General features: G+C 57.7%; 14 protein-coding genes. 6 read left to right on the forward strand and 8 right to left on the reverse strand.

Features of this window, described 5'->3' with window-relative positions:
- Positions 1–8 precede the first annotated feature (8 nt).
- The 3 genes from VO84_RS03995 to VO84_RS04005 all read left to right on the forward strand — a co-directional run bounded on the left by VO84_RS03995 (position 9) and on the right by VO84_RS04005 (position 2930).
- A complete protein-coding gene (locus tag VO84_RS03995) occupies positions 9–224 on the forward strand; it encodes a hypothetical protein (protein WP_058185996.1) in 216 nt (71 codons plus the stop codon).
- Positions 225–263: 39 nt separating this feature from the next.
- Complete coding sequence (locus tag VO84_RS04000) at positions 264–1691, forward strand: L-fucose/L-arabinose isomerase family protein (protein ID WP_058185997.1); 1428 nt, start codon at positions 264–266, stop codon at positions 1689–1691.
- Positions 1692–1760: 69 nt separating this feature from the next.
- A complete protein-coding gene (locus VO84_RS04005; protein WP_058185998.1) occupies positions 1761–2930 on the forward strand; it encodes a M24 family metallopeptidase in 1170 nt (389 codons plus the stop codon).
- A gap of 62 nt (positions 2931–2992) precedes the next feature.
- On the opposite strand, the gene VO84_RS04010 is transcribed toward VO84_RS04005, so the two are convergent.
- The 6 genes from VO84_RS04010 to VO84_RS04035 all read right to left on the reverse strand — a co-directional run bounded on the left by VO84_RS04010 (position 2993) and on the right by VO84_RS04035 (position 11287).
- A complete protein-coding gene (locus VO84_RS04010; RefSeq protein ID WP_058185999.1) occupies positions 2993–3970 on the reverse strand; it encodes a COX15/CtaA family protein in 978 nt (325 codons plus the stop codon).
- Between the two features lie 24 nt (positions 3971–3994).
- Complete coding sequence (locus tag VO84_RS04015) at positions 3995–5191, reverse strand: acetate/propionate family kinase (RefSeq protein WP_058186000.1); 1197 nt, start codon at positions 5189–5191, stop codon at positions 3995–3997.
- A gap of 42 nt (positions 5192–5233) precedes the next feature.
- Positions 5234–7633: a phosphoketolase family protein gene (locus VO84_RS04020; protein ID WP_058186001.1), complete on the reverse strand. Its 2400-nt coding sequence runs from the start codon at positions 7631–7633 to the stop codon at positions 5234–5236.
- 171 nt (positions 7634–7804) lie between these two features.
- A complete protein-coding gene (locus VO84_RS04025) occupies positions 7805–8881 on the reverse strand; it encodes an acyltransferase family protein (RefSeq protein WP_058186002.1) in 1077 nt (358 codons plus the stop codon).
- Between the two features lie 9 nt (positions 8882–8890).
- Complete coding sequence (gene proC / locus VO84_RS04030) at positions 8891–9745, reverse strand: pyrroline-5-carboxylate reductase (protein WP_058186003.1); 855 nt, start codon at positions 9743–9745, stop codon at positions 8891–8893.
- A gap of 567 nt (positions 9746–10312) precedes the next feature.
- Complete coding sequence (locus VO84_RS04035) at positions 10313–11287, reverse strand: DMT family transporter (RefSeq protein WP_231737775.1); 975 nt, start codon at positions 11285–11287, stop codon at positions 10313–10315.
- A 69-nt stretch (positions 11288–11356) separates the two neighbouring features.
- Here VO84_RS04035 and VO84_RS04040 point away from each other — a divergent pair, with 69 nt between their 5' ends.
- On the forward strand, positions 11357–12646 hold the full coding sequence (locus VO84_RS04040; protein ID WP_157439713.1) for a WD40 repeat domain-containing protein: 1290 nt from the start codon (positions 11357–11359) through the stop codon (positions 12644–12646).
- A gap of 15 nt (positions 12647–12661) precedes the next feature.
- On the opposite strand, the gene xylB is transcribed toward VO84_RS04040, so the two are convergent.
- Complete coding sequence (xylB, locus tag VO84_RS04045) at positions 12662–14137, reverse strand: xylulokinase (protein ID WP_058186005.1); 1476 nt, start codon at positions 14135–14137, stop codon at positions 12662–12664.
- 171 nt (positions 14138–14308) lie between these two features.
- Here xylB and VO84_RS04050 point away from each other — a divergent pair, with 171 nt between their 5' ends.
- Positions 14309–14803 carry a Dps family protein gene (locus VO84_RS04050; protein WP_058186006.1) on the forward strand — a complete coding sequence of 165 codons (495 nt, stop codon included), beginning with the start codon at positions 14309–14311 and terminating at the stop codon, positions 14801–14803.
- A gap of 9 nt (positions 14804–14812) precedes the next feature.
- Here VO84_RS04050 and VO84_RS04055 read toward each other — a convergent pair whose 3' ends face one another.
- On the reverse strand, positions 14813–15007 hold the full coding sequence (locus tag VO84_RS04055) for a DUF5522 domain-containing protein (protein ID WP_058186007.1): 195 nt from the start codon (positions 15005–15007) through the stop codon (positions 14813–14815).
- A 41-nt stretch (positions 15008–15048) separates the two neighbouring features.
- Between VO84_RS04055 and VO84_RS04060 the strand changes: the two genes are divergently transcribed.
- Positions 15049–15714, forward strand: a complete 666-nt coding sequence (locus VO84_RS04060) for a KdsC family phosphatase (protein ID WP_058186008.1) — start codon at positions 15049–15051, stop codon at positions 15712–15714.
- Positions 15715–15779: the final 65 nt, after the last annotated feature.

Genomic DNA, 15779 nt, shown 5'->3' on the forward strand with positions numbered 1-15779 from the left:
GGCCGTACATGCATTCGGGAAACATCTCTATCTGGTTCTTCATCGGCGTGCTGCTCACCATCTACGGCGCTCTCATCTTTGGCTACGGGGTGTATGAGTTCGCAACTGGCACTCTGGCCAACGTGGTCCTGAAAGAACTACATGCGCCGCTCTGGTGGGGCGCAGGCATGTTGGTCGTGGGACTGTTCTACAGCATTAAGTTCAAACCTGGCCACACGGCTTAGCTCTCAACCGCAGTATTTCTACAAGGAGTTTTCATAGTTATGGCAGCGCAACGTACGATGACATTCGGAGTTGTGGTAGGCAACCGCGGCTTCTTCCCCGATCACCTTGCCAAGACCGGCCGCGAAGAGATTCTCGCGGTGCTCGAAGCCGCTGGCGCCAAGGCCGTTGCGCTCACGCCGGAGGAGTCCAAATACGGCGCGGTTGAAACCTACGACGAAAGTCTGCGCTGCGCTGAGCTATTCAAGAAGCACGCCGGGGAGATAGACGGCATCATCGTCACGCTGCCCAACTTCGGCGAAGAGCGCGGCATCGTGGACGCGATTCGTCTGTCTGGTCTCAAGGTGCCTGTGCTTGTGCAGGCAACACCTGACCGCGCCGAAAACATGACCATCGCCGTGCGTCGCGACTCCTTCTGCGGCAAAATGAGTGCCTGTAACAATATGATGCAGTATGGCATTGCATACTCGCTGACCACGCTGCACACGGAGGCTGTCACATCGCCGGAGTTCAAAGCGGATCTCGAGTGGTTCTCCGCCGTTTGCCGCATCGTCAAGGGGCTCAAGAACCTGAAGATAGGCGCCCTGGGCGCGCGCCCCACAGCCTTCAATACCGTTCGCTATTCAGAGCGCATCCTCGAAACCAGCGGCATCTCCGTAGAAACTCTCGATCTCTCCGAAGTCTTCGGCCGCATTGCAAAACTGAAGGATAACGACGATCTGACGCAAGCCAAGCTCGCCGCTATCAAGGGGTATGTCTCCACACATGGTATTCCGGAAGAAGCCCTGCTGAAGATGGCTAAACTCGGCGCGGTCATTGAAGGCTGGATGAAGCAGACTCATTGCACCATCTCCGCCGTTCAGTGTTGGACTTCGATGGAAGAGTTCTTCGGTGTAGTTCCCTGCACTGTGATGAGCATGATGAGCGAGAATCTCATCCCCTCAGCCTGCGAAGTGGACGTTCCGGGCACGCTGAGCATGTATATGCTGGCCCTGGCCAGCGGTACGCCCTCCGCACTGCTGGACTGGAACAACAACTACGGATCCGATCCCAACAAGTGCGTCTGCTTCCATTGCTCCAATCTGCCCAAGCACTTCTTTGCCGACGTCCGCATGGATTATCAGGAAATCATTGCCGGCACGGTTGGCAAGCTGAACACCTTTGGCACCTGCGTAGGCCGCGTGAAGGCAGGCGTCATGAGCTATGCGCGCTTCTCCACGGATGACCGCCGCGGCATTGTTCGCGGATACACCGGCCAGGGCAAGTTTACGGATGATCCGCTCGAAACCTTCGGGGGAGCAGGCGTCGCCGAAATTCCGCAGTTGCAAAGGCTGCTCAAGTACATCTGCCGCGAAGGCTTCGAGCATCACGTTGCAGCCAACTTCAGCGATGTATCGAAGGCAGTGCATGAGGCCGCTGTCCGTTACATGGGCTGGGAGAGCCATTATCACCCTGAGCTCGAAGACTAAGGAATAGCACCGAGAGTCACGGGCGTTGACGCATGCGTCAACGCCCTTTCCATGCAGGAGAGGAACACGATGAGCAAGCGAATTGAGAAAGCACTAGCGGCGGGTGGCGCGACTCTCGCGACAGAGGCTGCATGGAACGCGGAGCTGGAAGCGAAGCACGAGAAGCTCGTGGAATGGCTGCGTGCTCAGAAGCTTGCAGGCGTACTGCTGCGGCGCAATGAGAACGTGGCATGGGTAACCGGCGGCGCGGTGGAACTGCGCGTGTTGACGCCGTCTGAGACTGGCGTTGCTTCCCTGCTCGTGACGGCCGAAGGAAAGTGCTACTACTTCACGGCAGAAAACGAGGCGCCGCGCCTGCATGATGAGGAATTCGGCGCGCTCGACTTTGAGCCGGTTCTCTTTCCGTGGTACGGAGACGACACAGTTGCCACGGCGCAAAAGCTGGCTGGCAACGTATCCGGAGCCAGCTCGCTTGGCTCAGACACGCCCGGCGCAGGTCTGACGCCTGTGAATCTTTATCCTCTGCGCCAGTCGCTGAGTGAAACGGAGATTGCGCGCTACCGCTGGCTCGGCACGCAGACGGCGGATGCCATTGTCGAGGCTCTCCACGAGGTTGAGCCGGGAATGAGCGAGTACGATCTGGAGGCCATCACGGCAGAGAATCTTCTGCACCGCGGAATCTTGCCGTCGGTGGCGCTGTATGCCGTTGATGACCGCATCTACAAGTACAAGCATGCGGCGCCGCGTGGAAAACGTCTGCAACAGTATGGGATGTTGAATCTTTGCTCGCGCAAATGGGGACTGGCTATTTCGATCACACGCTTCATTCACTTTGGCAATCTGCCAGCAGAACTTGGCGCTCGCTTTGAAGCAAGCGCACAGGTAAACGCAGCACTGCTCGACGCGACGCGTGAAGGCGCAACGTCAGCGCAGTTATTTGGAGTTGCAAAGGACGCATACGCTGTGCAGGGTTTTGCAGGGGACGAGCAGCTGCATCATCAAGGCGGGTCTACCGGTTACGGCGAGCGCGAGTGGGTGGCAACGCCGAACGGAACACAGGTCGTTGTGAACCATCAGGCGTTTGCGTGGAACCCGAGCATTCGCGGCGCCAAGGCGGAAGATACTGTCATCCTGAACGATGGGAAGATTGAGTGGCTTACCGCTACGCCGGATCTGCCTGTGATTGAGGCGGTAGTGAATGGAACGAAATATCCCGCAGCCGGCGTTCTAGTGAAGTAAACCAACGAGGTAGGCCGTGGATTTGTCCCCGGCATTCAATCCAACACATACAAATGGGGCCTTTAGGCGCTGAAGTTTGCTTTTTCCACTGCCGGCTCAAGGGTCACGCGCGCAGTCAGCACGACTAGCGCCGCCCACAGCAGATCTGCGCCCAGCAGATGTGCCACCTGGAGCCACGTAGGCGCGAGCAGAACCACATCGAGCACTCCCAGCAAATATTGGGCTGCCAGCAGCACGAGCACCAGCGCAGAAAGTCCGCGATTGTCCCAATGAGCCGTCTTTTTTGAAGCGCGCACCAGCAGCCAGATAAGAAAGAAGCTGGAGAAGAATGCAATAACGGGATGTGTCCACCGCCAGCGCACCAGCCACCCACTCGCAGCAGAGAAATCCTGCGCTAATGCAGCACCAAGAGAGCTTGCCGGGAATAACGTATCCCCCAATGCCGCGAGAGACCCGGTCACACCCACGACCAGAACAATCAACACAGTAATCGTTGCGCCGATAGGAGCAGTGAACCGCACCGTGGCCCGAGTGTAACCTCGCTTGCGGCCAAGCAAATGGGCCACAAGGGTAAGCGCGGCCAGCAGGAGCAATGTGTTCGTGAGGTGCAACGCAAGATAGGGGGCACGCAGCGGTGACTGGCTCTGCGCAGTCAGGCCAAGCTTGACAATGAACGCACCGAGCACGGCCTCCACCAGGGTAAAGATGACGGCGGTTACCGATGCAGCCCGTGCCAGATGTCCCCGCGCAGTGCCAGCAAAGGTCCATACCAGCAGACCAAGGGCAGAAAAGAACGAAAGACCGCTCGTGATGCGATGCGTAAATTCAATGACGGTATCGACGCGCGCAGAGTGCTGCACGACTGTTCCGTTGCAGAGAGGCCAGTGATCGCCGCAGCCCGCGCCCGATCCCGTGGCCCGCACCAACGCACCCCAGCAAATTACCGCCACAAAGTACCAGAGTACCGCCCACGCAAAACGCCGCAGCGCCGGTGAAGGCAGTTTCTGTGCATGAACCGAAATGGCAGTTGCCGCAGGCATGGATATATTCCAGTATAAAACTGCTCAGATCCCCATCAGCTGCACGACATGATTCACAATCATTAAATCCTCCGCAGGCGGAATGACGCGAATCTCCACAGGAGAGCCAGACGAGCTGATCGTTGTAGCGCCACGCACGTTGTTACACTCCGGATCGAGCACAATACCCAGCGATTCAAGCCCGGCACAAATCTCAGCACGCGTCGCAGCATCATGGACGCCGATGCCGCCGGTAAGGACCAGCATGTCGATGCCGCCAAGCTCGGCGATGTAGGCTCCGATAAATTTCCGAATAGAGTGAACGAAGAGATCCACTGCGCAGCGCGCCTGCGGATTGCCATTTTGAATCGCGCCACGAAGATCGCGCATATCGCTCGAAACTCCGCTGACTCCAAGTAGGCCGGCCTTCTCACTGGCGACTGCTTCTAACTGGTCGGCGGCTTCTTTTGCATTCGGAGCGGTTGCGGCAATCTTGCGAAGGATGAAGAGCAGCACACCGGGATCGATGTCACCTGTACGCGTCGCGCTGATGATACCGCCTGTCGGCGTCAAACCCATGGAAGTGTCAAGGGATGCGCCGTTGCGAATCGCGCAGATGGATGATCCATTGCCGAGATGCGCGACGATCAGCTTCTCCGGAACATCCGGCTGCAACTGGTAAACAATGGACTCGTACGAGATACCATGTGCACCATAACGCCGCACGCCCATCGCGGCGTACTCATGCGGAATCGGCAGCGCGCGTGCAACCTCCAGCATGGTGCGATGAAACCATGTGTCAAGGCAGGCAAAATTTGGAACGCCAGGAAAAAGCCGCAACGACTCACGCATGATGAAAACGGCGATGGGTGTATGAAGCGGAGCAAAATCGACATATCGCTCTATCTCGTCGATCAACTCCGGAGTGATGCGCTGATTTTCAAGAACCGTGGGACCGCCTGATACGACGCGGTGACCAATGGCTTCAGGCTTGGGAAAATTACCGGAGTGGAGAGTCTTAGCGACAAGTGAGAATGCCTCGGAGAGCGTTGGCAGAGCGCGCTCCTGATTCACAGGATTGTCGCCGCTGGAAGGTTTGATCCAGAACTTCCCTTGATCTGTTCCAATGCCCTCGACGGCGCCCTCCAGAAGCTGCACTCTGGAGTCGCCGCCGGCCTCATAGATGGAAAATTTGATGGAAGAAGAACCGCTGTTTAAGACAAGAACAGGCAAAGACGCCATGAAATGTGCCTCGTATGAAAGGTCCCGCGGAGGGCGCTGCCTTCAGCGCTCTCCGGGCCAACGCCAGTCTTTTATCTCCGGCATATCATCGCCGTGTTCTGCAACATAGAGCTTGTGACGCTGAATCTGTTCTGAGTACCATTGGCGCGCGGCATCCGCCTGGCTCGTGAGCCGTGGCGTGCGTATGATGGCGTCCATCGTCAACTGGAAGCGATCAATATTGTTCAACACGCACATGTCAAATGGTGTGGTGGTAGTTCCCTCTTCTTTGTAACCGCGCACGTGAATGTTGTTGTGGTTTGTGCGGCGATAGGTAAGCCGATGAATCACATATGGGTAACCGTGAAATGCGAAGAGCACAGGCTTGTCCTTGGTAAAGATGGCGTCAAAGTCTTCGTCGGTGAGCCCATGCGGATGTTCCGACTGCGGCTGCAGCGCCATAAGATCGACAACATTGACTACGCGAATCTTGATGTCGGGAATGCGCTCGCGAAGGATCGTGGCCGCGGCCAGCGTCTCCATGGTGGGAATATCACCGCAGCAGGCCATCACCACATCCGGCTCGCCTTCATCTGATGCCCACTGCCACGTTCCCATGCCAATCGTGCAATGCTCAATGGCCTCATTCATCCGCAGCCACTGGGGTGCAGGCTGCTTACCGGCAACAATCAGATTGATGTAGTGCTTGCTGCGCAGGCAATGATCGGCTACGGAGAGCAGCGTGTTGGCATCCGGCGGGAGGTAGATGCGAACCACGTCAGCCTTCTTGTTCAGCAGGTGATCGATAAAGCCGGGGTCTTGATGCGAGAAGCCATTGTGATCCTGCCGCCAGACGAGCGAGCTGAGCAGATAGTTGAGTGAGGCGATGGGCTTGCGCCAGGGAATGGAGCGTGTGGTCTTGAGCCACTTGGCGTGCTGGTTCACCATCGAGTCAATGATGTGAATGAAGGCCTCGTAGCAGGAGAAGAAGCCGTGACGACCAGTCAGCAAATAACCTTCAAGCCAGCCCTGGCAAAGATGCTCGCTGAGCACCTCCATCACGCGGCCCGTGGGTGAGAGTTCCTCATCGACTGGAAGCGTCTCGGCAAGCCACCTCTTGCCTGTGCCGGTTATCACGTCCTGGAGGCGATTGGAGGCTGTTTCGTCAGGGCCAACAACGCGGAAGTTGCGCTGATCGAGATTTGACTGCATTACGCCATGCAGGAACTTGCCGAGAACGCGCGTAGACTCCACATCGGTATCGCCACGCTTGCCAATCTTCACTTCGAATTCACGGAAGTTGGGAATTTGCAGAGGCTTGAGCAGCAGGCCGCCGTTGGCGTGCGGATTCATGCCCATGCGGCGGCGGCCCATGGGGGCAAGCGCGGCAAGCTCTTCGCGGAACGTTCCCTTCCCGTCAAAGAGCTCTTCCGCCTTGTAGCTCTTGAGCCAGTCTTCCAGCAGCTTCAGATGCTCAGGCTTTTCGCGCAGCTCGCTGAATGGAACCTGATGCGCGCGCCATGTATTTTCCACCGGTTTCCCGTCCACGAATTTTGGCCCGGTCCAGCCTTTAGGAGTGCGCATGATGAGCATGGGCCAGCGCGGGCGCTCTGTTGAGCCTTCTTCGCGCGCGGCTTTTTGAATTGCGGCAATGCGGTCGAAGATCGTGTCAAAGACCGCTGCAGCCTTCTGATGCATCGTCTCAGGATCATCGCCTTCAAGCATGTACGGCTCATAGCCATAACCGCGCATCAGGCTTTCCAGCTCTTCATGAGGAATGCGAGCGAGGACGGTCGGATTGGCGATCTTATAGCCGTTGAGGTGCAGGATGGGCAGCACTGCGCCGTCGGTCACGGGATTAAGGAACTTATTCGAGTGCCAGCTTGTGGCCAGAGGGCCGGTTTCGGCTTCGCCGTCACCCACCACGCAGGCCACAATCAGATCAGGATTATCGAAGGCCGCGCCGTAAGCGTGAACGAGCGAGTAACCAAGCTCGCCGCCCTCGTGAATGGAGCCAGGCGTCTCCGGCGCAACGTGGCTGGGTATGCCATACGGCCAGCTGAACTGCCGAAAGAGGCGCTTGATGCCATCTGTGTTGCGCTCAATGAGCGGATAAATTTCCGTGTAGGAGCCTTCAAGATAAGTATTGGCCACCAGGCCGGGACCGCCGTGCCCAGGACCGATGATGTACAGCATGTTCAGGTCGCGCTGCTTGATCAGGCGGTTCCAGTGCACATAGAGAAAGTTGAGGCCGGGCGTGGTGCCCCAGTGCCCCAGCAGCCGCGGCTTCACGTCATCGATCGTGAGCGGCCGTTCCAGCAACGGATTGTCCTTCAGGTAGATCTGGCCGACGGAGAGATAATTCGCCGCGCGCCAATAGGCGTTCATCCGATCAAGTTCGTCCTTGCTCAGAGGGCCCGTACTTGGAGACTCCGACGCAGTGGCTTCAACAGTTGCGCTCATAATGCACCTCACAGGGATAGAGGAACCGCGTACCAGATAGGCCTACACAACTCAGCTTACGCTTATGCAATGGCTTCTGAAGTGATGGATGTCAGCCGGATTACAAAGGTGGCTTATATTCGCTTCAATTCACGCAATCTTTGCGAAGCGGGCACGGACGCCGGGCTTCCACTAAAAGTATCGCTTCAGGCGCAGAATCTGCGACTCAAAACCGTACCATAGAGCGGCGGCCAACGCTGTACAAGCAACAAGACGTACACCGATGACGGCCAGATTGCCTGCTATGCCATAAGCATCCATCATGGCATCGATCCAGCCGCAGTAAATAAAGACAAAAATGTGTGTCATGTAGAGGCCGTAGCTGATTTTGCCGTAAAACGGCAGCAGACCGCGGCGAAGAAGCCAGTTGAGCGGATTGCGCGAGCCTGTGGAGGCCAGGCAGATGAGAAGAATTCCGGCGTAGCCGGTGGTCAGTGCGGAATCGAGAAAAGCTGTGCCGCCAGCGATAGTTGAAGCCGAGGAAAAGCCAAGGCCCATGCCGAAGCAGCCAATCACGAGCCATGTGCGGCGGTCGAGTGCGAGCGTGTGCAGGCCGAGAGCGATGAGGCTGCCCATGGCGATGCCGTCCAGATGCGTAAGCGTGTGCGTGGGCGTGATCCACGCGTGATGGCTCAGGCGCAAGAGGGGACTACCGATCAGCGCGACGACGAGAACAACGGCCAGCATCCATGGGCGCTTGAGAAAGCGCACAATGGGTGCCCAGACAAAGTAATACTGTTCCTCAATGGCGAGCGACCATGTGGGACCGATAGCTGGAGGCAGCGTGAAGTGAAAGAGGTTCTGTATGAAGAGCGGGTAAGCCCACCAGGGCGTGTTGACTTGCGCATTCACGAACCAACTCGATATGCCGTAGCAGACAGCCAGCACCAGCACATAGACCGGCCAGATGCGTAGAGCGCGGCGGGCGTAAAAGTCGCGAAAGTAGTACGGCTCGTTTTGGGCTTCGAGCAGAATGGATGTAATGAGAAAGCCGGAGAGAACAAAGAAGAGCGTTACGCCGCTCCAGCCCCAGAGCGAGGCCTGATGAAATGGCGTGCCTGCGAGGCGCTCCTTGCTGTGGTAGAAAAACACGGCGAGAACGGCGAGGCCGCGCAGGCCATCGAGTTCGGGAATGCGCGCTGGGAGCCACTGCGGCCTCTCCACTGCCTGTTGCTTTCCCGCTGCTGCTTCCGTGTGCGTTGCGTGCATGGACTTGTGCTATCCGGCCGCCAGTTGCTTGGCCCGCTCCGTGGCGCGCATGACAGCCTTGATGAGCGTCACCCGCAAGCCGCCTTCTTCAAGCTCCAGAATGCCGTCTATCGTGCAGCCAGCCGGTGTTGTTACAGCGTCCTTGAGCAACGCCGGATGATAGCCGGTTTCGAGCACCATCTTGCCCGCGCCAAAGACGGTCTGCGCGGCCAGTTGCGTGGCTATGTCACGCGGCAGGCCAACTTTGACCCCGGCTTCAGCTAATGCCTCAATGATGATGTAGATGTACGCTGGCCCGGATGCGGAAAGGCCCGTCACAGCGTCCATGTGCTTTTCATCCACAATGACGGCGCGGCCAACTGTCTCAAAGATGCGCTGGGCAAGCTCCAACTGTTCGGGTTTGACGAAACGGCCCGCGCATAGACCCGCCGCCCCAGCGCCAAGCGCCGATGGCGTGTTGGGCATGGCGCGAAGCACGGCGATTTCAAGGCCTGCGGCTTCTTCAATCGCGCGCGTTTTGACGCTTGCAGCAATGGAAACGATGGTCTTGGCCTGCGTGAGCGCAGGCTTGATCTGCTTCATCAAATCAGGCACCTGGAAGGGTTTCACGCCGATCAGGATCAGGTCAGACTGGCGCGCAGCTTCCAGATTGTCCGTACTTACATCCACACCCCACTGCGAACTGAGCACCACGGCCCGTTCAGCGTGGCCTACAGTGGCGCGAATCTGATCGGCGCCAAAGAGATTCTGCTTGAGAAATGCCTGGAGCAGAATGCCGCCCATCTTGCCGGCGCCAAGCACAGCCACTCGTACATTTGGAAACTGAGCCGGGATTGCCGCGGCCTCAACTGCGATCTCCGCCATTGTTTTCCTTGCTTCCAATCAGAATAGTAATGCTGCTACCAGAATACGCCCGACGCGCTTGGTCGATTTGAATTTGACCTGGGAATTACATCCTCAATTTCCCTTGCATTCTTCTCATGGCTAACTCGCTACCACGCGAAGCACGGCTGACCCGCTAAAAACGAAACCGGAGGCTCAGCAATCACTCCGAAGACAAAATTTCTTTCAGATAATTTGCACAAAATTATGCCCTCTTGTGTCATGCTCATGATGAGTTACAAAAAAGCCCGGTCTTCAAGACCGGGCTTTCATTGTTTCTACGCTCTAAAATGTATAAGTCCGACTCAAGAAGTGGCATTTAAACCGGCTTTAGACCCCGTTTATGCACTCTTTTTTGTTGAAAAATGCCAATTTAACATATTTATTATCAGCAATTTGAGAAACATGACTGTTTAAAAACACACTTTTTCAAGCGGTAATAATTCTGTATTTCTGTAAATCTGTATTTCTGTAAGCTGGCCAACATCTCTTGCTCGCGTCACCGTATCGCATTGTGGTTCACTCTACATCCCTCCGGTGCGGAAGGATTCACTCCAGCACAACCTCCGGGTCATGCCCTCGAATAGTCATCGTGACCGCCGCGCCCAGGATCAGGGCACCGCCGAGCCACGCATAAGGACCCAGATGCTCGCCCAGAAGCTCAACACCAAGAAGGGAGCCCAGCGCCGGCTCGATATTCAAAAACACTCCTGCGCGTGAGGCAGGAACGTGATGAATTCCCCAGTTCCAGAGCAGCGTTGTGGTGGCCGTGCAAGCCAGTCCGCTGACGGCAAGCGCGATCCATGCCGTTGCGCTGAGATGGGCAAAAGGCATGGGCGCGCTGGTATTCGGAATCCACGGCTTTACGACCACAGGCGTGAGAATCCAGATTGCGAGCATCACCGTGCCGGCCAGAATGGTGTAAGCCGTGACAACCGGAGGGCTATGGCGAGCCATGAGCTTTTTGCTCAGCAGAATCCACCCCAGTGCCGTCACGAGCGAAGCCACCACTAGCAGATCCCCGCTTAAAGTCGGAGTTTCATGGCCAGCTCCGGCGTTACCGCCTCCGCTATGCGCGCCGCCCAGTACAACCAGCCCGGCTCCCACGGTGGAACCAGCCAACGCGAGCCAGCCTGGCCAGTCCAGCCTCTCGCCTGCAAAGATGGAAGCGCCCACGGCGAGCAGCACCGGCATGGAGCCAACCATGAGCGAGGCATGGCTGACCGTGGTATGCACAAGGCCATGAAACTGAAGCAGAAACTGTACCGGAATACCCAGCGCAGCCGAGATCAGAAGCATTCGCAGCTCTGCTGGCGAAAACCGCACTCGATTCCGGAGCAGCACCGGAAGCATTCCCAGCATGGCAAAGAGAAAGCGATAGAGCACCATATACTCCACGCTCATCTCGTTGAGCGCCAGCCTGCCGAAGTAGAAACCCGTGCCCCAAAGGCCTCCCGCCAAGGCGCAGGCTCCATATCCCATCCAGCGCGCCGGCGCATGCTTTGTGGTCGCTATCCCGCTCATCTCTGTTTCTACTCTCGCACATAGGTTTCCTGCAGAAACTGACGGGCTGCATGAGCGACAATGGATGCGATGAGTTGCCGGGTCCGCTCCGTGATGTTGCACCGCACCGCAGCCGTGCTGCCTGTCGCGGCAATGCTTGTATTGGGCGCCGCGGCCGCCAGGCACAAGCAGGTGGAAGATCCCCTGGCGCCTCAGTCATCTCAGCAACCTTCATACACAATTTCCGCCGCCTCTCTGGGCTTTGCGCCGCCGGGAGAGATTTACCTTGGCGCGCGGTATTCGCTGGTATCGCTCGACTTTCTGGATGAGGACCGTCTGCTCTTCACCTTTCGCGTTCCGGGCCTCTTTCACCGCGATCCATCGGGAACAGCGGATGAAATGGAGCGGCATGTTCGAGCGGTGGTCGTGCATGTCCCGGACGGAGCGGTGCAGGCTGAAGCGCTATGGACGCTTCATGATTACGGGCGCTACGTCTTTATACTTGAAGGCGGAAAATTTGCCCTCCGCGATCGAGATACGCTCAGCCTGGGCGACGACTCGCTCGCGCTGACGCCATGGCTGCACTTTCCTGGGCCGCTGCAGTATGTGGAATTCGATCCCTCACGCCAGTATTTGGTGACGGAATCAACCGAAGCGTCTGCGAGCCATGCCAAATCCAGTGACATTCCAAGTCCGTCCACAGCGCAGGCGTCGATCAATGCGGATGTCTCGCCCACAAACCAGAAACAGGACACAGTGCTGCGGATTCTGCGTAGTTCCTCAGGCCAGGTGATGCTAGTGAGCCACGTTCACGCCGCGGTGCATGTGCCGTTCAATGGTGAAGGCTATCTGGAGACCCTCCGCTCCCGTGGTATTTCATGGATGATCCAATTCGATCCATTTACCGGAGGAGCTACCCGCGCCGGACTCGTGGATTCCGTCTGCGCACCGCGACTGGACTTTATATCACCGAAGGAATATGCAGCTACCGTCTGCTCGTCATCTGGCGGGCCATGGTTTGTGGCCATGACACTGGATGGACGCCTGCTATGGCAAAAGCCGGACAGCGCTACTACCATCTGGCCGCTGCTATTGGTGAGCAAAAGCGGTACGAGGCTGGTTCGCGAGACCGTGCAGGCAACCCATGCGGTGAATGCAACTGCGCCACTGAGCCCGGATGACCTGATACGCCAGAATGTCACGGTTATGGACGCAGCGACCGGCAAAGAGTCTCTTCGGGCGCAGGCCAGCCCCATCTACGATGCGGGAGGCAATGTGGCCATCTCTCCATCAGGCCGCCGTGTGGCGATCTTGAGAGACGGCGGAGTTCAGATTTTTGATCTGCCGGAGGCTCCACCGCTCCCGCCGTCAAAGCCTTGACGAAGCGATGTCGCGTTAGCGCAGCGTCTTGAGCGCCGGATACAGCTTGCGCCAATGCGCATAGCCAGCCTCATAAGCGGAAAGATCAGCAGGGTTCGGCTCAATGCGTTCAGCTACCTCAATGGCCTGCGCGCAGGCCTCATCGAGATTCGCCCAGTGTCCCGCGCCTACGCCGGCCATAAGAGCGCAGCCAAATGCACCACCCTCTTCTGCAGTGAGGATTTCAACGGCGTGACCGTAAATTCCGGCCTGGATGCGCCGCCATAACGGACCGCGCGCGCCACCGCCGCCCAGGCGGATACCGCTGACCGGGATGCTGAGTTCTGCGAAGAGCGTGAAAGTGTCCTGCAGCGAGTAGGCCACGCCTTCCAGCACAGCTCGCGTGAAATGCGCAGAGGTATGTGTCGTTGAGATGCCCGTGAATGCGGCCCGTACCTCTGGATCAAGGTGCGGCGTACGCTCGCCGAGAAGATACGGCGCCCACTCGAGCCCCTGGCTGCCTGCGGGAATTTTTTCAGCTGCAGCAGTGAGGGCATCGTAGCTCTGTCCAGCGAAGAACGTATTGCGCAGCCAGTTAAAGCTCAGGCCCGCAGACTGCGTGACGCCCATGACATGCCAGAGGCCGGGAACGGCGTGGCAGAAGGTGTGTAGGCGCCCTTTGGGATCTTTCGTGGGGCTGGCCGTAGCGGCAAAGACCACGCCCGATGTACCGATAGTTGCTGAGACCGAACCTGGCTGCAGAATGCCCATGCCGACAGCGCCCGCGCCCTGATCACCTGCGCCGGCAACGACAGGCGTTCCGGCAGCTAGACCGGTGAGCCCGGCAGCTTCTTCGCTGATGCGCGCGCAAATCTCCGGCGATTCGTAGACCTTGGGAAGCCATTCGAGAGGAATACCCGCGGCTTCGGCCACATCCGCGGACCAGCGGCGATGCGTGACGTCGAGCAGCAGCGTGCCCGAGGCCTCCTGCACGTCAATGGCGAATTCGCCGGTAAGGCGATAGCGCACATAGTCCTTGGGACACATGACATGGTGGATTTTGGCAAAAATTTCCGGCTGGTGCGTCTTGACCCAGAGCAGCTTGGTGAGCGTGAAGTTAGGCAGCGCAGGGTTGCAGGTCAGCTCGATGAGCTTTTCATAACCGATTTTTTCGGTGAGCCAGTCGCACTCGGGCTGGGTGCGGGTGTCGCACCAGATTAACGACGGGCGAAGGACCGCGCCGTTTTCGTCCAGCATGACAGCGCCGTGCATCTGGCCGGTCAGGCCAAGAGCAGCGATGGGCTGTTTGGGCTCCGGCGCAGCCGCAAGCGCATCCACAATGGCATCCTTTGAGGCGCGCCACCAATCTTCGGGATCCTGCTCGGCCCAGCCGGGATGGTCCACGCGAAAGGGTACGTGCTCGGCGGCAGCGCCGCTGATGAGCCTGCCGTTTTCATCCACCACAACGGCGCGCGTGCCGCCCGTGCCTATGTCCATTCCCAGAAACCACATTGCCCTTAATTCTCCTGCTAAATCGGTTTTCTGCAGCGGAAAAGAGAATAGCAGTTCTGGCCGGGGACGGGGAATGACAGGCTATCAAAGAAGCGCAACTCCGATCTGAGCTATGCATCAGAAGAATGTACGGAAAAAATTGTTTCACCTTCCGTCGCTAAGGAGTTTGCTATGCCTACTCAGGAAGCTAAGGTTGCCCCTACGCCTGCCGGGTTTTCACCCGAGTACGTCAAGGATGGTTCCAACGCGCTGAATGCGTTGCTCGCCGATGTCTTTGCTCTCTACATCAAAACCAAGAATTTTCACTGGCACATGGAAGGACCGCATTTCCGCGATTACCACCTGCTGCTCGACGAACAGAGCGACCAGATCTTTGCCATGAGCGATGATGTGGCCGAACGGGTCCGGAAGATTGGCGGCACCACGATTCGCTCCATTGGCCATATCGCCAAGCTGCAGACCATTGCAGACGACGACAAGCAGCACGTCAACTCCAAGGAGATGCTGAGCGAGCTTCTCGACGACAATCGTTCACTGCTGGAGGTGATGCGTGAGGCGCACACCATCGCAGATGACGCCAAGGATGTAGCTACTGCAAGCCTGCTTGAAAACTGGCTGGATGAGACGGAACGACGGACTTGGTTCCTCTTTGAAACCTTGAAGTAATTCCTGCCCTTACGGCGCCTCGCTGCCCGTATCTTCCGCTTCGGCGGTCTCCGTATCTCGATACGGGCAGTGACGGCAGCCTGAGCCGCAGCAGGAGCCGCGTTTGAGATGATATGCCGCGGTAAAGACCGTCAGCCCATTCTCGAAATAAAAGTCCTCTTCCGTAAGAGCGAGCGGAGCCGTATTGTCATTGCCGTCGGTCACAAATCCATTGTCGCGCAGAACGCACAGCTAAGATAAAGACTATGACAATCACGGCCACCGAGCGTGCGCGGCGCATCAAAATCATTCTCTTTGACGTGGACGGTGTGCTGACAGACGGCACTATCTGGCTTGTTCCCGGCAGCCCGGCGGGAGGCAACTCTTCGGTCGGGCAGCAATTGAAAGAGAAAGACGGCCACACGGGCTTCGCCGTGCAGTCGGCGACGCTGATGGAAGCCAAAGGTTACAGCGCACATGACGGAGCAGGCATTTCGCTGGCGCGACTGGGTGGCCTCAAGTGCGGCATCATCACCAAGCGCATCAGCGAGACGGTGGCCACCAGAGCACGCGACCTGAAGCTCGAATTCGTGTACATGGGCCAGTCGTTCAAGATGCAGGCCGTGCGCGAGATCATGGCGAAGGAAGACGTAACACTAGACGAGATCGCGTACGTAGGCGATGACGTCATTGATCTGCCGGTGCTGCGGCAATGTGGCCTTGCCATCGCCGTGGCCAATGCACGAGATCAGGTAAAAGCCGCAGCTCACTATGTAACTCCGAACCCCGGTGGATATGGCGCAGGGCGCGATGCGGTGGATTTCATTCTGGAAGCTAAGGGCGTGCTGAATAGCTGCATCGAAGCGTACATCGATGAGGAAAACCCGATTGCGCCGTCGATGGATATTGGGAACAGCGGCGATACGGTATAGACACCAGCTTTCACACGATAAACAGACGCGACAGAGAAACGGACGGCGGCGCAGGCACACTATTC

Origin of the sequence: Occallatibacter gabretensis (assembly GCF_001449115.1) — a bacterium.
In the GTDB taxonomy this organism is placed as follows: Bacteria; Acidobacteriota; Terriglobia; order Terriglobales; family Acidobacteriaceae; genus Telmatobacter; species Telmatobacter gabretensis.